This window comes from Micromonospora sp. NPDC050397, assembly GCF_044901685.1.
GTDB lineage: Bacteria > Actinomycetota > Actinomycetes > Mycobacteriales > Micromonosporaceae > Micromonospora_G.
In genome coordinates this window covers 1-22171 of the sequence record NZ_JBJDPS010000004.1, presented here as the reverse complement: position 1 = coordinate 22171, position 22171 = coordinate 1, and the positions used below count along the sequence as shown (strand labels likewise).

General features: G+C 72.6%; 19 protein-coding genes and 1 pseudogene. 9 read left to right on the top strand and 11 right to left on the bottom strand.

From position 1 onward, the window contains the following. Nucleotides 1-21: 21 nt before the first annotated feature. From ACI2K4_RS15870 to ACI2K4_RS15840, 7 genes and pseudogenes are all read right to left on the bottom strand, one after another. Nucleotides 22-462, bottom strand: coding sequence for a hypothetical protein (locus tag ACI2K4_RS15870; RefSeq protein WP_404511913.1), 441 nt, complete (start codon nucleotides 460-462; stop codon nucleotides 22-24). Beyond that, nucleotides 440-640, bottom strand: coding sequence for a hypothetical protein (locus tag ACI2K4_RS15865; protein WP_404511911.1), 201 nt, complete (start codon nucleotides 638-640; stop codon nucleotides 440-442). Before ACI2K4_RS15865 ends, ACI2K4_RS15870 begins: the two co-directional genes overlap by 23 nt. Nucleotides 641-777: 137 nt before the next feature. Next, nucleotides 778-1038, bottom strand: a complete 261-nt coding sequence (locus ACI2K4_RS15860) for a DUF6244 family protein (protein ID WP_404511909.1) — start codon at nucleotides 1036-1038, stop codon at nucleotides 778-780. 105 nt (nucleotides 1039-1143) lie between these two features. Next, nucleotides 1144-1683: a hypothetical protein gene (locus tag ACI2K4_RS15855; RefSeq protein ID WP_404511907.1), complete on the bottom strand. Its 540-nt coding sequence runs from the start codon at nucleotides 1681-1683 to the stop codon at nucleotides 1144-1146. 138 nt (nucleotides 1684-1821) lie between these two features. Next, complete coding sequence (locus ACI2K4_RS15850) at nucleotides 1822-2214, bottom strand: ABC transporter permease (protein ID WP_404512948.1); 393 nt, start codon at nucleotides 2212-2214, stop codon at nucleotides 1822-1824. Between the two features lie 1050 nt (nucleotides 2215-3264). Then, nucleotides 3265-3606: pseudogene (locus ACI2K4_RS15845) on the bottom strand (FtsX-like permease family protein); the annotation flags it as partial. 785 nt (nucleotides 3607-4391) lie between these two features. Continuing rightward, nucleotides 4392-5168, bottom strand: a complete 777-nt coding sequence (locus ACI2K4_RS15840) for an ABC transporter ATP-binding protein (RefSeq protein WP_404511905.1) — start codon at nucleotides 5166-5168, stop codon at nucleotides 4392-4394. 148 nt (nucleotides 5169-5316) lie between these two features. Between ACI2K4_RS15840 and ACI2K4_RS15835 the strand changes: the two genes are divergently transcribed. The 5 genes from ACI2K4_RS15835 (at nucleotide 5317) to ACI2K4_RS15815 (ending at nucleotide 8598) form a co-directional block, all read left to right on the top strand. Continuing rightward, nucleotides 5317-6516, top strand: coding sequence for a sensor histidine kinase (locus tag ACI2K4_RS15835; protein ID WP_404511903.1), 1200 nt, complete (start codon nucleotides 5317-5319; stop codon nucleotides 6514-6516). Then, nucleotides 6513-7151, top strand: coding sequence for a response regulator (locus tag ACI2K4_RS15830; protein WP_404511901.1), 639 nt, complete (start codon nucleotides 6513-6515; stop codon nucleotides 7149-7151). The genes ACI2K4_RS15835 and ACI2K4_RS15830 overlap by 4 nt, the downstream gene beginning before the upstream one ends. A gap of 95 nt (nucleotides 7152-7246) precedes the next feature. Continuing rightward, complete coding sequence (locus ACI2K4_RS15825; RefSeq protein ID WP_404511899.1) at nucleotides 7247-7822, top strand: hypothetical protein; 576 nt, start codon at nucleotides 7247-7249, stop codon at nucleotides 7820-7822. Further along, complete coding sequence (locus ACI2K4_RS15820; RefSeq protein WP_404511897.1) at nucleotides 7819-8139, top strand: carboxymuconolactone decarboxylase family protein; 321 nt, start codon at nucleotides 7819-7821, stop codon at nucleotides 8137-8139. The genes ACI2K4_RS15825 and ACI2K4_RS15820 overlap by 4 nt, the downstream gene beginning before the upstream one ends. Before the next feature lie 120 nt (nucleotides 8140-8259). Further along, nucleotides 8260-8598 (top strand): hypothetical protein, encoded by a 339-nt coding sequence (locus ACI2K4_RS15815; RefSeq protein ID WP_404511895.1) that lies wholly within the window; start codon nucleotides 8260-8262, stop codon nucleotides 8596-8598. A gap of 247 nt (nucleotides 8599-8845) precedes the next feature. On the opposite strand, the gene ACI2K4_RS15810 is transcribed toward ACI2K4_RS15815, so the two are convergent. The 4 genes from ACI2K4_RS15810 to ACI2K4_RS15795 all read right to left on the bottom strand — a co-directional run bounded on the left by ACI2K4_RS15810 (nucleotide 8846) and on the right by ACI2K4_RS15795 (nucleotide 16342). Continuing rightward, nucleotides 8846-11827 carry a glycine--tRNA ligase gene (locus ACI2K4_RS15810; protein WP_404511894.1) on the bottom strand — a complete coding sequence of 994 codons (2982 nt, stop codon included), beginning with the start codon at nucleotides 11825-11827 and terminating at the stop codon, nucleotides 8846-8848. Nucleotides 11828-11888: 61 nt separating this feature from the next. Further along, complete coding sequence (locus ACI2K4_RS15805) at nucleotides 11889-13406, bottom strand: hypothetical protein (RefSeq protein WP_404511892.1); 1518 nt, start codon at nucleotides 13404-13406, stop codon at nucleotides 11889-11891. Further along, the gene (locus ACI2K4_RS15800; RefSeq protein WP_404512947.1) at nucleotides 13403-15262 is read right to left on the bottom strand and encodes a dynamin family protein; all 1860 of its coding nucleotides are present in this window, start codon (nucleotides 15260-15262) and stop codon (nucleotides 13403-13405) included. Before ACI2K4_RS15800 ends, ACI2K4_RS15805 begins: the two co-directional genes overlap by 4 nt. A gap of 195 nt (nucleotides 15263-15457) precedes the next feature. Next, complete coding sequence (locus ACI2K4_RS15795; protein ID WP_404511890.1) at nucleotides 15458-16342, bottom strand: IniB N-terminal domain-containing protein; 885 nt, start codon at nucleotides 16340-16342, stop codon at nucleotides 15458-15460. A gap of 325 nt (nucleotides 16343-16667) precedes the next feature. Here ACI2K4_RS15795 and ACI2K4_RS15790 point away from each other — a divergent pair, with 325 nt between their 5' ends. From ACI2K4_RS15790 to ACI2K4_RS15775, 4 genes are all read left to right on the top strand, one after another. Continuing rightward, nucleotides 16668-18086, top strand: a complete 1419-nt coding sequence (locus ACI2K4_RS15790) for an Hsp70 family protein (protein ID WP_404511888.1) — start codon at nucleotides 16668-16670, stop codon at nucleotides 18084-18086. After that, complete coding sequence (locus ACI2K4_RS15785) at nucleotides 18083-20650, top strand: LuxR C-terminal-related transcriptional regulator (RefSeq protein ID WP_404511886.1); 2568 nt, start codon at nucleotides 18083-18085, stop codon at nucleotides 20648-20650. The genes ACI2K4_RS15790 and ACI2K4_RS15785 overlap by 4 nt, the downstream gene beginning before the upstream one ends. A 76-nt stretch (nucleotides 20651-20726) precedes the next feature. Next, nucleotides 20727-21143 (top strand): roadblock/LC7 domain-containing protein, encoded by a 417-nt coding sequence (locus ACI2K4_RS15780; protein ID WP_404511884.1) that lies wholly within the window; start codon nucleotides 20727-20729, stop codon nucleotides 21141-21143. A gap of 34 nt (nucleotides 21144-21177) precedes the next feature. Next, the gene (locus ACI2K4_RS15775; RefSeq protein WP_404511882.1) at nucleotides 21178-22080 is read left to right on the top strand and encodes a cellulose binding domain-containing protein; all 903 of its coding nucleotides are present in this window, start codon (nucleotides 21178-21180) and stop codon (nucleotides 22078-22080) included. The last annotated feature ends 91 nt before the right edge of the window (nucleotides 22081-22171 follow it).

Below are 22171 nucleotides of genomic sequence, written 5' to 3'. Positions count from 1 at the left end.
CTGCCGAACCTGAGTAGCCGCCTAGGCCGCCTCAATGGCCGCCTCCACTCGGTCAAGGTAGTCCCACCACTCCTCATCGTCCCGGCGGCAAGACGACAAAAGATTGGCCGCCACGACGAACGCAAGGATGATGACATTCTCGCCCGGCACAGCGGGTGCGAGTTGTTCCCGATTCATCAACCGAACGAGAAACTCGGTTACCTCATCCCGGCTTGACCGCGCCCACACCTCTGTCCGAGCAATCTCGGTAGCCACTCCCGCGACCTCGGTCTCACTCGGCCGTCCCGCATGGATATCCACCATAAGGAAGTAGACCAGCGCCAGAGTCAGTTCAACGGCAGCCCGGACCGCTTTGTCGTCAGGAAACTTCTGAAGCCGATCTTCCAGCAGGGCAAAGTCGCGCACCACCGCAGCGTGAATCGCATTCCGTACCAGTGGCTCAATTCTCTTTTCCACCCTCATCTCCGCTCCTTTCTGTTCCGGCACGCTTGTTGAGCCAGGACTTTCCGGCACTGATCGCACCCGCCGCCGCCAGCAACGTCCCGGCCAGGATCTTCGGCAACAGAGGCACGAATTCAGAGAACGCCACCCAGACTGTCGAGACGGTGGCTGCCGAAAATCCAATCGCCTCAGCGGTCACGCGCTCCGACGGTAGCTTCCGCTTGCCCGAATCCTCCACGCGCCGATCTCGGGACTCGGGTGTCGCGTTGGGCGCCGAACTTGACTCCACAACTTCCGCAGCGGGTGGCTGGCTTGTTGTGCTGCCACCACCCTCGTCTAGTTTCCCAGAGCTTGCGCCTTGGCGATCGTCGCCTGCACCTGCTCCTTGGTCACGCCTGACACGCTCGACACCTGACCAAGTGCCTCACGAATCCGGTCGAACATCGCGACCAACTGCCCCGAGCCGCCTTCCAACGCGCTCGACACCAGGCCCTGTGCCGCGTTCGTCTCCTCGACTGCGGCGCGTACCTTCTGTTCCACCTCATCGAGCTTCTGTGACGCGGCGCTCAACTGCGCGACGATCTGTGCCGTACTCATGAACCCTCCCCGGTCCACTGTGGCCCACGAGCAGGGCCGGACACGTTCAGTGGGCAGGAGCTTACGCAAACGCAGTGAGGGACGCATGCCCCCGGATCGATTGGATCACTGACGCGGTCCCCACCACGACAGGAGTGGCGGCAGGTCTCCGAGGGACTCCGCCGGTGGCTTCGGCGGTTCTGACCGGCCGTCGTCGCCGTTCCAGCGCCGTCCGTACTGGTCGGGTAGATCGCCCCAGCCACGGTAGGGCAGTGGCGCGCCCGGGACGATTCCGAGCGTGTCGAGCGGGTCGATCCGCTGGTCGTCCACGGTGCAGAGGTGCGCCCAGTCGTCACCGAGGTCGAACACGTAGGCGAATTGCTCGCCCGGCTTCAATCCGCCCAGCTTGGCGACCTGGTCGTTCAGGGTGCCCTCCGGCTCGTCGCCGTCCCAGTGCCGCGTGGTGGCGAGTTGTACCCCGCCGTCCAGCGTGAACAGGTGCAGGTGGGCCCGGTCCCACCGGGAGAACGCGGTGTCGATGGCGTCGGCCAACTGGGCGAAGGTGTGCGAGCGGGCGGCGGCGAAGATTCGCCCCGGCCGTGGCCAGAAGTCGTCCCCGCGCCCGGAGACCAACTCCACTCGGATCGACAACCATGTCCGTGCCACGTCCAACAGCCCCCTAGCATCCTCGTCCCCGCACTACAGCGCTCAACGCTAGAGGATCCTCGGGCAACGATCGTCCGAGCGTGCCGGCACTTCCCTGTCGGAGGTGCCGGCACGCTTCGAACGGAACGGTGACGGCGGTCAGGCGTCGACGGCGAGGGCGGTGACCGGGCTGACCCTGGACGCGCGGCGGGCCGGCAGCACCCCGGCGACGGCGGTCAGCGCGACCAGCGCCACGAAGAGCACGACCAGCGGCAGCCCCGGCAGGGCCAGCGGGGCGTTGGCGCCGAGCGCCTCGACCGAGAGCCAGGCGTACGGGATGCCGAGCAGCAGACCGAGGGTGGCGCCGATCACGCCGTACAGGCCCGCCTCGGCGGTGAGCATGATCCGCAGGCCGCCCCTGGACAGGCCGACCGCGCGTAGCAGGCCGGACTCGCGTACCCGTTCCACCACGGAGAGCGCGGTGGTGGTGCCGACACCGACCACCGCGATCAGCACGGTCAGCCCGACCAGGCCGACCGCGACCCCGAGCATGGCGTCGACCATCCCGTTGACCTCGTCCCGCTGGTCCGCGAGCACGACCAGGCCGATGCCGTCGACGCCCCCGGTCACCTGGCGCAGCGCCTTCTGCGCCGCGTTGCGCCCGTCCTCGCCGGCACCGGCCGCGTCGACGAGCAGTCCGGAGTAGGTGGCCGGGGCGCCGAGCCGGTCCAGGTCGGCCGGGTCCATCAGGAGGTCGGACTTGAGCGGCGTCTCGGCGGGCAGGATCGCGGCGACCCGTACCTCGACCTTGCGCTCTTCCCGGCCGAGCACGAGCTGGTCGCCGACCTTGATACCGCTGTCCCAGGTGAGGAAGCCGGCCAGCACGACCCGTCCCGGTCCGAGGTCGTCCAGCCCGCCCGAACGTACGTCGAGCTTGCCCAACTCCGGCAACGCCTTGATGTTGAGGTCGTTGGCGCCGTAGGTCCAGGCGGGGTCACCAACGGGGGCGCCGCCCCGGGTCATGGTCAGCTCGTTCAGCCGACGGTACGGCGTTGCGTGGGCCAGTTCGCCGCGCCCACGCGCAGCGTCGACCATCGCCGCCGGCACGGTCGCGCCGTCGCCCGCCGCCAGCTCGAAGTCGGCGGGTGCGCTGAGCGCCAGCTCCCGTTCGGCGACCACCCGCATCGACGCGCCACCGACCAGCACCCCGGCCACCAGGGTCACGCCGAGGGCAACCACCACGGAGACCGCGGCGGCCCGCCGGGGTGCGCCGCCGATCCCGCCGACCGCGAGCCGCCCGACCGGACCGAGTTGACGCAGCGGCCAGCCCACCGCGCCCAGCACCGGGCGTACCAGCACCGGTCCCAGGGTCACCAGGGCGAAGAAGGCGAGCGCGCCGGAGAGCACCACCAGGAGCAGGACCGGCATCGGGTCGTAGTTCTTGGGTTCCGGACCCGGGAGCCGGTTGACCACGACAAACGCGACCAGCCCGGCGAGCGCGGCGAGCAGCAGGCCGAACACCAGCCGGACCAGCCCGATGTCGCGCCGACCCGAGGTGACACTCGCCGCCCGCAGCGCCTCCAGCGGGGCGACCCGCGCGGCGGAGAACGCCGGTGCGAGCACCGCCAGCAGGGTGATCAGGGTCGCGCCGGCCAGCACCGCGAGCGCGGGCAGCAGCGGGAATCCGGGCGAGGCGACGGTCAGGCCGAACGCCCGCAGCACCAACGGCAGGGCGTGCCCGAAGCCGAGCGCGACGGCGACGCCGACGGTCCCGGCGACCAGCCCGGTCAGCGCCCCCTCGGTGGCGAGCGCCCGGCTCAGCCCACCCCGACCGGCACCGATCGCGCGCAGCAGCGCGAGCTGCCGCATCCGCTGGGCGAAGACGATCCGGAAGGTCGAGGTCGCGACCAGCGCGGCGGCGGCCACCGCGATCGCGACGAACATGCCGACCAGGGCGAAGACCACCTTGAGCTGGTCGACCGCCCGCTGGGCCTCGGCCCTCCGGACCTCCGCACCGGTACGCACCTTCGGGGGCTCGGCGGGCCCGTTGGCGGCCGGCGCGGCGGCCGCGACCAGGCCCTCCACCTGCTGACGTACGGCCGACAGGCTCGCGCCGTCGGCCAGGCGCAAATCGAGTTGGGGCACGAAGTCCGTCTTGGCGAACGCGGAGACAAACGTGTCGGGCGCGTACGCGTCCCGTCCCCAGTCGCGGTCGCCCTCGACCAGACCGGTGACGGTCAGCTTGACCGGCGCGGCCTCGGAATCGACCCGTCCGCTGGTGACCGAGCCGACGGCCAGACCCATCCGCTGGGCGGTACGGGTGCTCACCGCGATCTCGTCCGCCGCGTCCGGGTAGCTGCCGGCGGTCAGCGTGACCAGGGAGAGCGGGCCGGTGCCCGGGTCGCCGTACAGGCCGAGCCAGTCGCCGTTCGACTCGCCGATCATCACCCCGCTCTCGATCCGGTTGACCGCCTCGGCGACCCCGGGCAGCTCGCGTACCTGGCGGAGCACCGCCGTGGTGGTGCCCTGCCCGGCGTCGGCGTCACCCACCACCAGGTCCGTCGCCTCCGGGGTGGTGGCGGCGGTGGCGAGCACGGTCCGGGCCACGATCTGCTGGGTCAGCACCCCGGCGAAGACGACAAACGACGCGACCAGGATGGCCAGGCCGGTCAGGAGCAACCGGCTGGGCCGGCGGGCCACCCCACCCAACTGGGTGCGCAGCAGTGCCCTCATCGGGCCACCGCCAGCTCGCGCAGGGCCTCGGTCACCGAGCCGTGGTCGGGGTGGGCGAGGTCGCCGGCGATCCGGCCGTCGGCGAGCAGCACCGCCCGGTCGGCGTACGCGGCGGCCGTCGGGTCGTGGGTCACCATGACGATGGTCTGGCCGAGGTCGCGTACCGAGTCGCGCAGGAAGGCGAGCACCTCGGCACCGGAACGGGAGTCGAGGTTGCCGGTCGGCTCGTCGGCGAAGACCACCTCGGGGCGGGAGACCAGGGCGCGGGCGAGCGCCACCCGCTGCTGCTGCCCGCCGGAGAGTTCACTCGGCCGGTGCGCGAGCCGGTCCCCGATGCCGAGCACCCCGACCAGGTGTCCGAGGAGTTCCCGGTCCGGCCGTTGCCCGGCCAGGTCCAGCGGCAGGGTGATGTTCTGCGCGGCGGTGAGCTGCGGCAACAGGTTGAACGACTGGAAGACGAACCCGATCCGCTCCCGCCGTACGGTGGTGAGGGCCCGGTCCGACTGCCGGGTCAGGTCGGTGCCGCCGAGCAGCACCTGTCCCGAGGTGGCGGTGTCCAGACCGGCGAGGCAGTGCATCAGGGTGGACTTGCCCGAACCGGAGGGCCCCATGATGGCGGTGAACTCGGCCCGGCCGAACCCCACGGTCACGCCGTCCAGCGCCCGTACGGCGGTGTCGCCGGTGCCGTACACCTTGACCAGGTCGACCGCGGCCACGGCGGCCTGGGACTGGTCCACCGACGCGGGTGCGGCGGGGTGGTTTCGCGAACTCATCGATCCTCCAGCGGATACTCAACAACTCCGCAGGAAGCTTCGTCGTCCGGTGCCCACTGGCACATCGGTCCACGGCCGGGTTCCCGCCGCCCCGCCTCTGACTTTCGGCCGATCTGGCACCGCCGCGCACTGGCTACGCTGGGTCACGATGACGACCCCCCGATTCCCCCACCTGTGGTTCCGCCTGGGCCAGCTTGCCGCGCTCGGCGTGATGGCCCTGCTCGGGCTCTTCGACCTGACCGTCGGCATGGGCCAGGGGTCGTCGAACACCGGCCTGCTGACCCTGGTCCGGGTGGCGATGGCGGTGGCCACCGTCGTCGTCTGGCTGCCCGCCCACCCGCAGGGCTCGAAACGCCTGCCGAGGGCGGCGCTGGTGCTCGCCGCCGTGTCGACCCTGCTGACGTTGGCGACCAGGGCCGTTCCCCTGCCCGAGTTCGGCGCCGCGAGTTGGGGCTTCGCCGAGACCTGCGGCCTGCTCGGGGTGATCTTCGTGGTCTCCCGCCGGGGGGCGGCCGGCTGGGCGCTGGCCGGGGTGCTCGGCACCGGCCTGGCGCTGGTCCTGCTGCCGCTGCGCAGTACCACCGGCAACGCCTTTGTCATCGCCGGCCTCTTCCTCGCCCTCTGCGGTGCCGCCGCGACCGCCGCCGGGACGTACCTGCGGCTGCTGGCCAACGGACGGGAGCGGGCGGTGGCCACCGTACGGGCCGAGCAGCGCGCCGAGTTCGCCCGTGACCTGCACGATTTCATCGCACACCACGTGACCGGGATCGTGGTGCAGGCGCAGGGTGCCCGGTTTGTCGCGGAGCAGGACCCGCAGCGGACGCTGCTCGCGCTGGAGCAGATCGAGCGGGCCGGCGCCGAGACGATGACCGCCATGCGGCGGATGGTGGGCATCCTGCGCGACCCGCAGGCCGCGCCGGACGCCCCGCTGGCCCCGCTGGCCGGGGTGGCGGACCTGACCCCGCTGCTGGCCCGGTTCAACGACTCGGCGACGCCGACCGCCCGGCTGTTCGTGGACGGGCCGCTGGACGGCATACCGGTCGAGGTGTCGACCTCCGGCTACCGGGTGGTGATGGAGGCGCTGACGAACGTACGGCAGCACGCGTCCGGTGCCCGGCTGGTGGACGTGTCGGTCCGGCGTACGCCGGACTGGCTGGTGGTCCGGGTGACCGACGACGGTGAGGCGCCGCGCCACACCGGGCCGCGCGGACACCACGGGTACGGTCTGGTCGGCCTGACCGAACGGATCCGGGCCGTCGGCGGGCAGTTCTCCGCCGGCCCGGGAGTCGACGGCGGCTGGATCGTCGACGCGGTGCTACCGCTGCGGCAGGAGGTGACGGCCCGGTGATCCGGGTGATGATCGCGGACGACCAGGCGATGGTCCGAACGGGTTTTGGCATGATCATCGGCGCTCAGCCGGACATGGAACTCGTCGGCGAGGCCGCCGACGGGGTGGCGGCGGTGGCACTGGCCCGGCAGGTACGCCCCGACGTGGCCCTGCTGGACATCCGGATGCCCCGGATGGACGGCTTGGAGGCGCTGCGACTGCTGGCCGGGCCGGGCGTGGTCGACCCGATCCGGGTGGTCGTGGTGACCACCTTCGACCTGGACGAGTACGTGCACACGGCGCTGCGCAACGGCGCCTGTGGTTTCCTCCTCAAGGACTCCGGCCCGGCGCTGCTGGTGGAGGCGGTCCGGGCGGCCGTCTCCGGGGACGCGCTGATCAGCCCGTCGATCACCGTACGGCTGCTGGAACACCTCAGCCCCCCGGCACCCGCCCGGGACGACGCCGGGCTGTCACCCCGGGAACTCGACGTGGTGAAGCTCGCCGCCCGGGGCCTGACCAACGCCGAGATCGCGGCCCGGCTCTACATCGCGATCGGCACGGTCAAGACGCACCTCGGCAGCGTGCAGGCGAAGCTCGGCGCCCGCAACCGGGTCGAGATCGCGGCCTGGGCCTGGGAGCGCCGCCTGCTCGACTGAACCGGCCGATCCGGCCCGCCGGGTCGGCTCGGGCTGCCATCATCCGAGGGACGGCTGGGTTTGTCCGCCCAGCCCATCACGGCGAGGAGGGTGCGGTGCCCGACGAACAGAAACTGTCCGAATCCACCTACCACGCCGTGATCAACGCCCCGATGGAGAGGGTTGACATCGCGGGCTGGCTGTTCAACCTGCCCGAGGCGGAATACCAGCGCTGCGCCCCGCCGGACCACATCGCCGCCGGCTACACCACCACGGACGACGGGCGACCGATGTCGATCAACGTGGAGCAGATCGGGGACGGGCTCGTCGTCCAGCACTATGTCGGCGAGGTCGTCGGACCGCACCACTGCCGGATGGTGTCGCTCTCCGACGTCTACACGCCGCAGGGGCGTACCAAGGTCAGGGTCATCTGGGAGCTCAGCGTCAAACCGATCGACGAGGGCCGCTGCGAGTACACCAACAGCGTGGTCGCCCTGACCACCGCCGAGTTCCTCGACTTCATCGACCTGCACAGCATCACCCTGCAACAGGCCGCCGCCACCCGCCAGGTCGCCTCGGCCGACCACAACAGCCGGGAGACCCCGCTCTTCGCCCAGAGCATCGAACGCCGCGCGCTGGCCGGCGTGACCACCCCGGTCGCCGCCGTCCAGGCCGTCGCGGGAGGATCATGATGGGTACGCCCAACCCGCCGCCGTTCGAGCCGGCGCACGCCTTCACGCCCCGGCTGATGGAACTCGTCGGTGACCCGCTCTACTCCGAGGTCTGGACGGATCCGGCGCTGAGCCCGCGTGACCGCAGCATCGCCACGGTCGCCGTACTGGCGGCGCTGTACCGGCCGGACGAGTTGCCCGAGCACCTGCACCGGGCGATCGACAACGGGGTGACCCGGGACGAGATCGCCGCGCTGCTCACCCACGTCGCCTTCTACGCCGGCTTTCCGGCCGCCATCTCCGCCTCGGCGATCGCCGCCCGAACCCTGCCCGACTGAGCCGTGCCGCAGCGGGTGGGTTGAGTCGGCCAGCGGACAGTTCAAACTGACGATCTGTCGCGAACCATAAACTCACGGTGATTACCCAACTACCCATCGAATGTTTCGGTTGGGAGTGAGATGCACGAGTTGGCGGACAAGAACAAGTACGTCGCGTTCCTGTTCATGAAGATCAGCCCCGAGTACTTCGCCCTCGGTCGCGAGGGCATCCACGAGGTCTCCGCCGGGCACGCCCAGGAGATGGGGAAGTACGCCAAACAACTGACCCACGTGGTGTGCAGCGGCGTCGACGCCCGCTACGACCAGGTCACCATGGTGGAGGCGGACACCCTGGAGGAGATCCACGCGGCGGCCACCGATTTCCGGATGGGCGCCAAGGCCCGGTACATCCAGATCGTCGACATCGTGGTCGGGATGAAGGCCCCGCCGCGCGGCCTGGCCAAGCGCGCCGCGCGGTAACACCAGCCGACTCTTGCGGGCGACAGGACCGGCAGCCGCGCCGGGGCGGCCAGCCGGTACCCGTACCGGCGACCGGGCGATCGAACGGTCGCCGGTACGGGACACCACGAGGTCGGCGCTGCCGCGACGGTGTGATGCGCGAAATCCGTACATGGAATTTCGTGTGGCTACATGAAATTCCATGTACGTCCTGAACGCGATACGCCATTCACCACGGTCACCACGGGTGACGAGTCGTGACGACCCGTCACATCCGCAGGTGTTCCCAGTCGAGCAGGTCGGCACCGAGGTCACGTACGGTCGCCAGCAGGCCGAGTCGGGCGGCGCGCAGGTCGAGGTCGTCGGTCATCACGAACACGTCGTCGAAGAACGTGTTCACCGGGTCGACGATCCCCCCGGCCACCTCGCCGAAGCGCTCCAGGTCGGGCGCACCGTCCCACTGACCACGCACCTCGGTCAGCACCTCGTGCAGCCGCAGCTCCGCCGGCTCGACCAGCGCACCCGGCCGGTAGTCGGCCTCGGTGCCGGCGGGCACGATCCGGCGGGGACGCTGGATCGCCTCGGCCAACGCCCGGAACCGTTCGTCCTTGACCAGGGTGTCGAGCTGCCCGAGCAGCTTGTCGGCCAGTCCCGGCCGGTCGGCGTGCGGCAGCACCGCGCGTACCCGGTCGACCGGCTGTCCCTCCTCGGTGAGCAACTGCTCCAGGCGTCGGGTCAGGAACTCGGCCGCGCCGGCCAGCACCGCCTGGTCGACCGGCACCGGCTGCCGCCGGGCCGCCGCCGCCAGGGCCTCGGTCAGGCTGAGGCCGTGCAGCTCCGGGTGGGCCCGGTGTACGGCGAGCAGGCCCAGGAAGGCCCGGCGTACGGCAAACGGGTCGCTGCTGCCGGTGGGCAGCCCGACCGTGGCGGCAAGCCCGGCGACCAGGTCGAGCCGGTCGGCGAGGGAGAGCAGCGCCCCGGCCGGCGACTGCGGCAACGCGTCACCGGCGGCGCGCGGCAACTCGGCCTCGTAGACGGCCTGCGCCACCGCCTCGGACTCGCCCGCGTGCAGCGCGTAGTCGCGCGCCATCACCCCGGCCAGGCTGGTCATCTCGGTGACGAGCTGCGCGCCGAGGTCGAACTTCACCAGCGCGGCGGCCCGGTGCAGGGTGGCCACCTCGGCCGGGTCCAGATCCAGTGCGGCGGCCAGCACGCGGGCGAGTTCGGCGATGCGGTCGGCCCGATCGGCCATCGAGCCGAGCTTGTCGGTGAAAGTCAGCCGGGCGAGCTTCTCCCGCATCTCGACCAGCGGCACGCGCAGGTCGGCCCGGTAGAAGAAGGCGGCGTCCTCGTACCGGGCGCGGAGCACCGCCTCGTTGCCGGCCCGGACCAGGTCGGGATCGACGGCCCCGTTGGCGACCGCGACGAAGTACGGCATCAGTTTGCCGTCGGCGTCGCGCACCGGCAGGTAGCGCTGGTGCTTGCGCATCACGTTGACCAGGATCGCCTCCGGCAGCCGGAGGTAGCTCTCGTCGAACCGGCCGAGCAGCGGCGTCGGCTGTTCCACCAGGTAGAGGATCTGGTCGATCAACGACCGTTCGGCGTCGGTGTCGAGCCGGCCACCGACCTCGGCGGCGAGTCGCTCGGCCCCGTCGACGATCAGCCGGCGGCGCTCGTCCGGGTCGACCACGATGCCGGCGTCGGCCAGGATGCCCAGGTGGGACTCGGCCGAGGCGACCGGGATGGTCGGCGCGGGCGCGTTGCGGTGCACCCGGGTCTGCCGGTCGGCGACCAGCGACGACACCGCCACCGGCACCACCTGGTCGCCCCAGAGCGCGAGCAGCCAGCGGACCGGGCGGGTGAAGGCCAGCGTCGGGTCGTTCCAGCGCATGTTCTTCGCCGAGCGCAGCGCGGTCACCACCTTGGCGAGCACGTCGCCGAGCACGTCGGTGGCGTCGCGTCCGGCCTCGGGGCGCAGCACGGCGAGATGCTCCACGCCGTTGAAGTCGACCCGCTCCAGCGCGTCGACCTCGACCTTCTGCGAGCGGGCGAAGCCGAGCAGGGCGGGGGTGGGCTGCCCGTCGGCGGTGAACGCGGCGGCGGCCTTGGGGCCCTTGACCGTACGGACGTGGTCCGGCTCGCGGGCGGCCACCTCGTCGACCACGGCCACCAGCCGGCGCGGGTTGGCCAGCACCCGGATCGACCCGTACGTCAGCCGGGTGCCGGCCAGCCGCTCGGTCAGCTCCCGCCGGACCTGCTCCCGGGCGGCGCGCGCCTCGGCCGGCGGCATCTCCTCGGTGCCGATCTCGAACACGAGCTGCCGGGCGCCGGTCCCCTCGGTCGGGGTGGCGGCCGGGGCGGTGGCGACCGGGGCCGATCCGGCGACACCGAGCGGGTGCCCCAACTCCTCCCGACGGGCGGCCCAGAGCCGGGCGACCTCACCGGCCATCCGGCGCATCCGGGCGAACTCGGCGGCCCGCTCGGAGGTGGAGACCGCGCCCCGGGAGTCGAGCACGTTGAACGCGTGCGAGCACTTGAGCACGTACGTGTGCGCGGGCACCGGCAGGCCGGCGTCGATCATCCGCTGCGCCTCGGTCGCGTACAGCTCCAGGAGCTGGCGGTTGGCGGCCACGTCGGCGTCGTCGAGGTAGTAGCGGGACATCTCGTACTCGGCCTGGCCGAAGACCTCGCCGTAGCTCACGCCCGGGGCGTAGGTGATGTCCTTGAAGTGGCGTACGTTCTGCAACGCCATGATGATCCGCTCGATGCCGTACGTGATCTCCACGGCGGGCGGGTCCAGGTTGACCCCGCCGGCCTGCTGGAAGTACGTGAACTGGGTGATCTCCAGGCCGTCGAGCCAGACCTCCCAGCCCAGCCCCCACGCGCCGAGCGCCGGGGCGGTCCAGTTGTCCTCGACGAACCGCACGTCGTGCGCGGTCACGTCGATGCCGAGCACGGCCAGGCTGCCCAGGTAGAGCTCCTGCGCGTTGCCCGGCTCCGGCTTCAGGATCACCTGGAGCTGGGTGTGCGTCTGGAGCCGGTTCGGGTTCTCGCCGTACCGCGAGTCGTCCGGGCGGACGGAGGGCTCGACGTACACCGTGCGCCACGGCTCCGGGCCGAGGACCCGCAGGAAGGTCGCCGGGTTGAGGGTCCCTGCGCCGACCTCCGTGTTCATCGGTTGGACCGTCAGGCAGCCCTGCTCCGACCAGTACGCCGTCAGGCGGGCCAGGGCATCTTGCATGGTCAGCATGGAGAACTCCGTCCGAGGCGACCCCTGGCAGGCGGGCAACGGCGGCGGCGCCAGGGCTCGCTCAGTGTAGTGACCAGCCCGCGCGCAGTTCGGCGAGCATCCCCTCGACGCTGCGCCGCACCACCCGGGCGACCTGCCGCTGGTCCGGCCGCAGCAGCGGGTCCTCGGCCTGCGCCTGCCAGCGGTAGAGCGCGTCGACACCCCGCTCCCAGAGCTGCCCGGCGTCGGCGTCCTGCTCCAGCTCCAGTCGTACCGCCAGGCTGGTGCCGTTCCCACCGACCAGCCGGTACGCCTCGGCGGCCAGCTCCGCGTCGAGTTTAGTTCTCGGGTCGCGCAGGGTGGCCAGCAGCCGCAGCTCGCGGAAGTCGTGCGCCGAGGCGAGCACCTGCTCGATCCGGGTGTGCAGGTCGGCCGCCCCGGGTCGGGGGTCGGTACGCAGCACCCGTTCCAGCGCGGCCAGCGCCGAGCGGGCCTTGAGCACCTCGCGGCGGTCGGTGAAGTACCGGGCGATCGACTCGCGCAGATCGGTCAGCCCGCTGCGCCGGACCAGTTCGGCGGCGAGACCGGCCCGGGTGGTGGCACCCGTGCGGATCAGCGTGGTCGCCAGCCGCAGCCCGAACAGGCCGAACCGTTCCAGCAGCGCCCGCCGCAGCGCCGCGTCCGGCACCGGTGCGTGGTCGACGGCGGCGTGCGACCCGCCCGTGCCCCGGCCGGTGGTGAACCGGGTCTCGACGAACCGGTCGGCCGAGAGCAGCGCCGTGGCCAACTCGTCCTTGGGCAGTTCGGCCAGCCGGAGCAGCGCGGCGAACTCGGTCTCGCCGAGCACCCGGCCGGCGAGCGCGACCAGTCCGGCCACCGGCACGGTGCCCATGCAGAGCGGTCGCACCCCCGGGTCCTGGGCCTGCCGGCGGGCCAACTGCTTCGCCGTGACCAGGGCGTCGACCCGGCCGCCGCCCAACTCGTCGGCGCGGGCCAGCACCAGCAGGGTGTTGACCGGCGCGGACCGGCCGACCACCCCCTCGCGCAGCGCCCGGAGGAACCGCAGGTCGGTGTCGCGCCCGTCCCGGGTCAGGTAGAGCACCGCGTCCGCGTCCCGGACCACCTTGGTCGCGGTCGGCGAGTCGCCCTCCTCGGCCGGCGACACGGCCGGCATCTCCATCAGCGTGGTGTGTCGCAGCACCCGGGTCGGCCAGCGCACCACCACCTCGCTGACCTGGGTGGATCGCCAGCCGCCAAGCTCCACCCGGAGCGCCCCGGTGGAGCGGACCACCGGCAGTTCCCAGGCGGACCCCTCGGCCGAGTACGCGGTCGCGCCCGGTTCCGGGCCGTCCTCGTACCAGGTGTGCAGCGGCCCGCCGTCGGCCGGCTCGACCGGCGCCACCTCCTCCCCCAGGATGGCGTTGAGCAGTGTCGACTTGCCCGACCGCCAGGGGCCGGCGATGGCGATCCGCAGCGGTTCGTCGAACCGGTCCAGGTAGTGCCGCAGCCGTTCGGTGGCGCGCGGGTTGTCCCAGTAGAGCGTCAGTGCCTCGTGCAGCAGCGCCGGTACGGATTCGTGCAGCCGGGCGGAACCGGTCACGGCTGCCCGCCCAGCGGGGACGCCCCGGCCGGGCTCCGGCCCGAGGCGAGTTGCTGGGCCTGTTCGTAGAGGACCGCCAGCCGGCGCATCTCCTGCTCGATCTGGCGGTGCCGCTGGTCGCGTACGGCGGCGTCGGCGTCGGCGGACTGCTTCGCCGTACGCAGCGACGCGACGATCGCCTCCTGGAGGTCCTCGGTCAGCCCGGCGAAGTGGTCGCGCAGCATCCGCTGGACCCGTCGGGCGGTGTCCCGGCAGTCCTTGTTCAGCCGCAGGAAGAAGTCGTCGACGTGCCGTTGGGCGACCACCCGTACCGCCTGCTGGCGGCGCTTGAGCAGGGACTTGCTCTCGTCCCGGATGCTCTTGCCGCCGAACAGCGCGCCGGCCCCGAGCGAGACGAAGTTGATCAGCGGCATGCCGGCCAGGCTGGTGGCGAGGCCGAACATCAACACCCCGCCGTACGAGCCGCGCAGTGCGGTGACCACCTTCTGGGTCGGGGTGAACCGCTCGATCGGCGGCTGTTCCAGCACCGGCAGCCGTTCTGCCAGGTCGGCCGGGACCTGCACCGACCAGTCCGGCAGCGCGTCCTGGCCGTACCGGGTGAACTGGGCGGCGACCTCTCCGGCGATCCAGTCGCAGCGCTGGGCCAGCCAGACGAAGTTCGCTTCGGCCGCCTCGACCAGGTTCTCCTCCAGCCACCGCTGGAACGGTTCCCAGCCGGTCTGCGGGTCGGCCGTCTCGAACGCCTCGTCCACCTGGCGCAGGATCTTGCGGGTCCGGTCGCGCAGGTCGTACTCGATGTCGGAGAGCAGGTCGGCCATCTCGTCGTTGAGCGTGTTCTGCCACCGGGTGTTGCACCGGCGCAACTCGTCGACCTCCCGCTGGGCGGCCTTCAGCCGACCCATCGCGGCGGTGTTGTCACCGGAGGGGGCGGAGGTCAGCTCGGCCCGCAGCGGCGCGGCGAGCTGTTCGATCACCGTACGGCTGAGCAGCGCGACCGCCGACCGGGCCAGCACCTCGGACTTGCTGTTCTGGTCCCGCAGCAGCCGACCGATCAGCTCGGGGAACCGGGACTCGGCGTTGACCACCTTGTCGTCGGTCTTCGCCGCCGCCAGGCGCAACGCGGCCGAGACCGGGATCAGCGCCGCCGGGATGCCCGCGCTGGCCAGGTGCTGCCGGTTGCGCTCGGCCACGGTACGCCAGTCCGGCACCAGATCGATCTTGGTCTGCACCACGATCACGTTCGGGTGCGAGTGGGCGAGTTGGAGCAGCAGGTTCACCTCGGCGACGGAGAGTTCCCGGGTCGCGTCCGAGACCAGCAGCACCGCGTCCGGGCGGGCCAGGGCCGCGTACGCGTTGGTCGCCCCGGCCTGGTCCGGTCCGTCGGCGCCGGGGGTGTCGACCAGGGTGAGACCGTTCGCGAGCAGGCCGCGCGGCACTCCTATCTCGACGTGGGTGCCGCTGGCGGCGGAGCCGGGGGCGACCGCGGTGCTGATCCGGGCGGCGGCCTGTTCGATCGGCAGCGGCAGCCGTTGCGCCGGGACGGCCGCCTCGGCGGCCGGTCGTCCGGCCGCCGGCACGGCGGTCTGGACCAGGGTCGCGGTCGGTTGCGGGGAGTGCCGGACCACCGTCGGGACCACGGTGGTCCGGCCGTCACCCACCGGGCAGACCGGCGCGTTGATCAGTGCGTTGATGAGCTGGCTCTTGCCCTGCTTCGGCTCACCGATGACCAGCACCCGGAGCCCCGGGTCGAGCAACTGCACCCGCTTGCGACGTACCGAGTCGACCAGGTCGGTACGGCCGTGCGCCGCGCAGAGCCGGCTGGTCTCGTCGAGCACGTCAAGCCAAATCGGCGTCATCACGCACCAAGTGTGCCGATTTCGACGCGATTATCAAAGGGGCGTCCCACCGGCACCGCGGGCGACCACACCCGGTGAAAGGTGTGGCCACCCGCGGTATCGGGGAGGGGCCGGAGGCCGGACCCACCGCAGCGGGGCCCGGACTCCGGCCCGGTCGCCGCGCCGCGCCCACCCCCGGGCCGCGGCGCAGCCGGATCAGAGCAGGCCGTCGGTGAGGCCGCCGAGCAGGCCGCCGCCGTGGGCGTCGGTGGTGGCGTGCGCGCCGGCGCCCAGGCCCAGGTCACCGGTGAGGCCGACACCGTCCAGGGTGTTGCCGACGGTCGAGGTGACCGAGCCGACCGCGCCGTGCGGGTCAACCACGTCGCCGACCACCGGCACGTCGCCGAGGCCGCTGGTGAGCCCGCCGGTGAGGCCGTTGGTCAGGCCACCGACGTCGAGCGAGTCGGCCACCCCGAGGGAGTGGGTGAGGCCGGTCACCGTGTTGACCGCGAAGTCGGCGGTGCCGAGCAGGCCGTCGGTGGCGGTGCCGTCGAGGACCGCGCCGGTCGGGTCGTTGGTGACGCTCTCCACCGTGCCGACCACGCCGGTCACGCCGGAGGTGTTGACCACGCCCAGGTCCAGGCTGTCGGCGACGTCGTTGACCCCGGAGAGGTCGGTGGCGATGCCGGCCGGGCTGACCGCGGCACCGATGCCGGGCACCACCGAGGCAGCCGCGCCGAGGCCGGTCGGGTCGACCGTGATCGCGCCGAGCACCGAGGCGTTGACGTCGATGGTGTTGCTGTAGCCGGCCGAGGTGAGCTGGTCCGCGACCGAGGTGAGCTGGCCGACGACGCCGAGCGCGCCGGTGTCGAGCGCGCCGAGGCCGATCTCCCCGACACCGGCCGGGGCCAGCGCGGTGATGCCCTGCAGCGGCACGGTGTCCACCACGAACGGGATGACGTCCTGCACGTCGGCCGGGGTGAGGTCACCGAGTCCGGCCTCGGCCAGGGTGGCCTCGGGGTCCAGCTCGAAGGCCGACCGCGCGTCGACGTCGGTGAGCAGGTTCAGTACGAAGTCGTGCAGGTTCTGGGTGGCGTCCATGGTGGAGAGTTCTCCTCGATCGGGCGGGGGGCCGGACGGTCCGGCGAACGGGGGCGCCGGACCTGACAACGACAGTAGGGTCCGGGTGACGTACCGGACATCGGGGACGGATCCCCGTCCTGCGGGGAGCCCGACTAGGGCAGAACTCACCCCGACGGTTAGGGGCATAGGGAGTCCGTCCCGTCAGATTTAGGGTCCCATTGGTGGAGGGATCTCTGGTACGAAAGGAGGAGTCCGTACGGGGCCCCCTCGGGGGGCGATCGGTAGCGGCCCCCAAGGGCCGGGCAGGGCCCTGCGGGGCAATCGGGTGAAGGAATAAGGTGCGATGGCGTACGTCCTCGGAATCGATATCGGCGGCACCCGCGCCACCGCCGCCGTCGCCCGACTCTGGGACAACACCTGGAGCCCGGCCGAGGTCGCCTGGCTCACCCCGCACTCCCCCACCGTGCCGCCGGTGCTGCACCTGGCGGCGAACGGGGCCCTCACTGTCGGCGACCCGATCGAGGCCGGCGGTCAGGTCGACCCCGGCCACATCGCCCGCGACTTCGTCGCCCGGGTCGGCGACCCGGTGCCGCTGCTGGTCGGCGGGGAGAGTTACGCCGCCCCGGCGCTGACCGCCGCGCTCGCCGGCTGGATGGTCGAGCAGGTGGTGACCCGCGAGGGCGGGCCACCGGACCGGATCGTGCTGAGCCACCCCGCCGGCTGGGGCGGGCACCGACGCGGACTGCTGCACGCGGCGCTCTGGGAACTCGGTTTGGGCGACGTCACCCTGCTCTCCGAGGCGATCACCTCGGCGGAGAGTCACGTCGCCACCGGCTTCACCGGACGCACCCTGGCCGTGCACTCGCTGACCGAGCGGGGCTGCACCACCAGCGTGGTCGGCCGGGCCCGCGCCGGCGGCTTCACCGTGCTCGCCTCGGCCGGCGAGGGCGACGCGTACGGCGGCCCGGAGCTCGACCTCGACGCCGCGCTCGGCGACCACGTACGGGCCGAACTCGGCCGGCAACTCGGCCCACGACAGCTCGACGACCCACGGGTACGCGTCGCGCTGCTCGGGCTGCCCAAGGAGTGCGCGCGGGCCCGGGAACGGCTGGCCGTGGCGACCGACACCGACGTACGCCTGCACCTGCCGCACGGGCCGATCCGGGTGCCGGTCACCCGGGACCGGTTCACCGAACTCGTCCGCCCCGCCGTGCAACTGACCGTGCAGACCCTGGTCGAGACGGTACGGGCCAGCGGACTGCCGGCGGGGCAGCTCGACGGCGTGCTGCTGGTCGGCGACTGGGCCCGTACGCCGCTCGTCGCGGAGCTGGTCGAGACCCACTTCCCCGGCCTGGTCACGGTCGGCGCCGACCCGGAGACCAGCGCGGCGGCCGGGGCCGCAGTCGCCGCCGGACAGATCCTGCTGCCGACCCACCCGGCGCCCCGCCCGCCGGAGCACCGCCCCACCGACCCGCACCCGGGCGCCACCGGGCCGGGCCGACCCGGCCCCGCCCCGGCCCACCCCGATCCGGAGTGGACCCGCTCCGGCCCGACCACGCCCCGGCCACCCGCCGGCGACCTGGTACGCGCCGACGCCCGCACCGAACCGCCGCCCCGCCCCCCGATCCGGATCACCCCGCTGAACCTGCCGAAACCCCGTGGTACGGGGCTGCGCACCACCGGACGCACCGAGTCGTCCGGCACCGGACGCGACCTGGCCGACCAGCGCCCCGGTCGTAGTTCCTCGAGAGGACACCGTTGAGTCCGCACACCGCCATCCGTACCGAACTCGAGCTGGACGGACCCTGTTCAGCGCTGCTGGACGCGGTCGACGCGGATCCCCACGCCCCGCTGGCGCTCGCCGTCGCCGGCCCCGGCGGCCACGGCAAGACCGCCCTGTTGCACGAGCTGGCCGGCGCGTACCGGCGGGCCGGGCACCCGGTGGCCGAGGGCTGGCCGGAGCACGGCCCCGCCCCCGAACCCGGTGCCGTACTGCTCGTCGACGACGCGCACCTGCTCGACGCCGACCGGCTGGGGCAACTACGCCAGCGGCTCGGCGGCGTACCGGCCCGGACCGTGGTCGCCTACCGGCCGTGGCCCCGACCGGCCGCCCTGGTGGAGCTGACCGAACTGCTCTCCCGGGACCGGCAGCCCCTGCTGCTCGCCCCGTACGACGAGCGGCGCACCGCCGCCCGGCTGGCCGCCGTGTACGGTCGGGCGCCCGAACCGGCTCTGGTGAGCTTCGTGCACGGGCAGACCGGCGGCGTACCCCGATCCGTGGAACGCCTGGTCGCGGCGGTGCGCCCGGATCCGGACGGGGCCACGGGCGGCTACCGGCTGCCCCGGTCGGCGGTGCTGACGTTCGGCACCGAGGTCACCGACCTGCCGGTCGACGTACGGCGGCTGCTGCTGGCCGTCGCGACCGGGGTGCCGCTCCCGGTCGACCTGCTCGGCGCCCTGCTCGACCGGGACCCGGACGGGGTGGACGAGACGCTGGCGGCGGCACGCGCCACCGGCCTGCTCGGCCCGGACGACCGGCTGCCACCGATCGTCGAACGGGCGGTCACCACGCTCGGCCCGGCCAGCCAGCGGATCGCGGTCTGGCAACGACTGGCGGACCTGCAACGCGGGCGCGGCGGGCCGGTGCTGCCGCTGGTCCGCGCGCTGCTCACGCCGGGTGTCGGCGGCGAGTGCGACCCCGCCACGATCGAGGCCGCCGCCGAGGAGGCGCTACCCGAACAACCGTCGCTCGCCGCCGACCTGTTCGCCGCGGCGGCAGCCGCCGGCCGTCCCACCACCGGCCGGCAGGCGTACGCCGCCGCGCTCGCCGGTGACCTCGACTCGGCCCTGCGGCTGGCCGACCGGCTGGTCGGTGCCGACCACGCCGACGACCGGCGCGACGGAGCCACGGTGGCCGCCACGGCGCTGGTGCACCGGGGGCAGCTCGGCCGGGGCGCGGAGCTCTACCGCTGGTCGGACGCCCCGTCGGCACCCGCCTTCGCGGCGATCGGCGCGATCGGCACCGGAGCGCCCGCCGAACCGGACGCGCCGGCCGTCCGGCCGTCGACGGACGGCCCGCCGACCCTGCTCACCGGCGCCGCGCTGCTGACCGCCCGGGGCGTACGCGAGACCCTGGACGGGCCGCCGACGACGGCACTGTCCACTCTGGTGCAGGCCGCCGCGCTGCTGGAGCCGGCCGGTCGTACGGTACTGCTGCCGGACAGCCCGGCGGCGCTCGCGGCGCTGGTGGCACTGCACTGCGGCGAACTGGAGATCGGCGAGCGGGTGCTCGACCGGGCGATCGCCGCCGACCTCGGCGGTGCGCTGATGTCCCGCCGGCACCGGTTGCTCCAAGCCTGGATCATGATGGTCCGGGGCCGGACCGCGATGGCGAGCGAGGCGCTGCACCGGATCTCCGGCCCGCTCGAGCCCCGGGACCTGCTCTTCGCCAGCGCGTTGGAGATGGGCATCGCCCGGCGTGACAGCGACCTGCCGGCGGTGCAACGCGCCTGGGGGCAGGCGCGCGAGGCACTGGTCCGGCACCCGGTGGACCTGTTCAGCTTCCTCCCGCTCGGCGAGATCACCATCGCGGCGGCCCGGCTGGGCGAGCTGGGTCGGCTCGACGAGCACCTGCGCGAGGCGTACGCGTTGCTCGACCGGCTCGGCAACCCGGCGCTCTGGGCGACGCCCCTGCGGTGGAACGGGTTGCACGCCGCGATCATCGCCGAACTTCCTACGATCGCCGATGAACACGTCGCCGCGTTGGCCGCCAATTCGAGCCACAGCCGTTACTCTTCCGTGATGGCAGCCGCTTCCGAAAGCTGGGTGGAGGTGCTCCGTGGGACGGTCGACCCGGTCCGGGTCGAGGCCGCCGCGCGCGGTCTGCACGACGCCGGGCTCGGTTGGGACGGCGCTCGCCTGGCCGGTCAGGCGGCGATCCGGACAGCGGACCGGCGGGCGATGACGGCCCTGCTCGACTGCGCCCGGATGTTGCAGGGCCGACCGGCCGGCCCCAAGGGAGCGGCCCCGGCTGCCGGCTCGTCGACCGCACCGGTCGCGGACGCCGTCGGCGCCCCGACCGAGAGCCGGCTCAGCGACCGGGAGCAGGAAGTGGCCGACCTCGTGTTGGCCGGACTGACCTACAAACAGATCGGTGACCGGCTCTTCATCTCGGCCAAGACGGTCGAACACCACGTGGCCCGGATGCGCCAGCGGCTCAACTGCGCCAACCGCAGTGAACTGCTCAACCGGCTCCGGATGCTGGCCGCCGAACGGGCCGGCAACGGATCGGCGACCACCCCCTGGCCGAAACGACCATTGTCGTGAGTGCCCCGACGTACGGATGACAGACAACTGATGCCGGGTGACGGCAGTGAGAGGACAACGACGAGTGGTTTCCCCGATGGTCGCGACCGACAACCTGACCCGGCTCCTGGACGACCTGGTCAACCGGGTCGACGGGGCGGACCTGGCGATGGTGCTCTCCCCCGACGGCCTACCGCTGGCCGCCTCCGGCCAGCTCGACGACGAGCTCGCCGACCAGGTCGCGAGCGTGACGGCCGGACTGCACGCGCTGGCCGTGGCAACCGGACGGCAGACCGAGACCGGCAGCGTACGGCAGGTGATCGTGCAGATGCGGCGGGCGTACCTGTTCATCGCCACGACTCGCGGCGGCGCGGTGCTGACCGTACGGTTCGATGGTGACGTGGAGGTCGGTGACGTCGCGTACGAGGTGGCGCTCTTCGCCGGACAGGCACACCACCACCTACCGGTCTACCTGGAACCCGCGTCGGCGGTCCAGCAGACCACGAACGAGTGAACGGGTCGACGAGCATCGAGATGGGGTACGGAGCGTGAATCCGGACGAGCAGACCGGGGACCTTCGACTCGGGTCACCGGACCGTCCACCGGAAGACGACGACCGGCCGTCGGGTAACGACGACCAGGCGTCACAGGCCGAACCACCGCAGCCGGTTCGGAACAATCCACCTCGGACCCTGGCGGTACGGATCCTCGACACCGTGCTCGACTCGGCCACGGCCGTACGGAACCTGTTCGCCCCGGCGGCGAGCCGCTCGGCCGGCAACCGGCCGGACGGGCGGCACCCCGACCGGTCCCCACGCGTGGGCTGGCCGGTCGGGGTCGGTTTTGTCGCCGGGGCGGCGGCGGTGCTCGGCGCCCTCGTCCTGCTCCTCGCGCTCGTCCTGCGTACGCCCGAACGGGAGACGCCGTTGCAGGTCGCACCCCCGGCCGAGCAGGGCATCGACGGCAGCCCCGCGCCCGGCACCCCGGGTAACGGGGCGAGTCCGCCCGCCGTACGCACCGGGCAGCCCGGCGCGGAGGCTGCCCCGCCGGCCGTACCCCCGGCGGGGACGGGGACCACGAGGGGTCCGGGTACGTCGCCGGGGGCACCGCCGCCCGCGCCGCCGACCGTCCCGCTGACCGCGAGTTACACCGTCGAGGAGCCGTCGCTGCTCGGCTACCGGGCGACCGTGACGATCGACAACCCGAACCGGGCCCCGGTCGACCGCTGGACCGTCTCGATCACCCTGCCCCGGGCCGGGATGACGGTCCGCGACGTGGTGGGCGCACAGTCCACACAGGAGGGCACCACCTGGACCTTCGTGCCGGCCACCGACACCGCGCCGGCCCCGGCCGGCGGCTCGGTGAGCTTCCGGTTCCGGGTCGACGGCGTCGGCGTAAACTCCGCCCCCACCGCCTGCACCATCAACACCCACCCCTGCACCACCCCCTAACTCGAAAATCGAACCGCAGGCAGACGCGCGGCAGCATCCCGCGTAGCGAAGCGGAGCGGGATGGGTGCTTGCCGGGTGGGCGGCTGTTATG

Coding starts and splice junctions, on each gene's coding strand:
- ACI2K4_RS15870 (WP_404511913.1), bottom strand. CDS start 462: ATGAGGGTGGAAAAGAGAATTGAGCCACTGGTACGGAATGCGATTCAC.
- ACI2K4_RS15795 (WP_404511890.1), bottom strand. CDS start 16,342: ATGGACGCCACCCAGAACCTGCACGACTTCGTACTGAACCTGCTCACC.
- ACI2K4_RS15815 (WP_404511895.1), top strand. CDS start 8,260: ATGCACGAGTTGGCGGACAAGAACAAGTACGTCGCGTTCCTGTTCATG.
- ACI2K4_RS15840 (WP_404511905.1), bottom strand. CDS start 5,168: ATGAGTTCGCGAAACCACCCCGCCGCACCCGCGTCGGTGGACCAGTCC.
- ACI2K4_RS15850 (WP_404512948.1), bottom strand. CDS start 2,214: ATGCTCGGGGTCGCGGTCGGCCTGGTCGGGCTGACCGTGCTGATCGCG.
- ACI2K4_RS15860 (WP_404511909.1), bottom strand. CDS start 1,038: ATGAGTACGGCACAGATCGTCGCGCAGTTGAGCGCCGCGTCACAGAAG.
- ACI2K4_RS15790 (WP_404511888.1), top strand. CDS start 16,668: ATGGCGTACGTCCTCGGAATCGATATCGGCGGCACCCGCGCCACCGCC.
- ACI2K4_RS15835 (WP_404511903.1), top strand. CDS start 5,317: ATGACGACCCCCCGATTCCCCCACCTGTGGTTCCGCCTGGGCCAGCTT.
- ACI2K4_RS15800 (WP_404512947.1), bottom strand. CDS start 15,262: ATGACGCCGATTTGGCTTGACGTGCTCGACGAGACCAGCCGGCTCTGC.
- ACI2K4_RS15810 (WP_404511894.1), bottom strand. CDS start 11,827: ATGCTGACCATGCAAGATGCCCTGGCCCGCCTGACGGCGTACTGGTCG.
- ACI2K4_RS15780 (WP_404511884.1), top strand. CDS start 20,727: ATGGTCGCGACCGACAACCTGACCCGGCTCCTGGACGACCTGGTCAAC.
- ACI2K4_RS15820 (WP_404511897.1), top strand. CDS start 7,819: ATGATGGGTACGCCCAACCCGCCGCCGTTCGAGCCGGCGCACGCCTTC.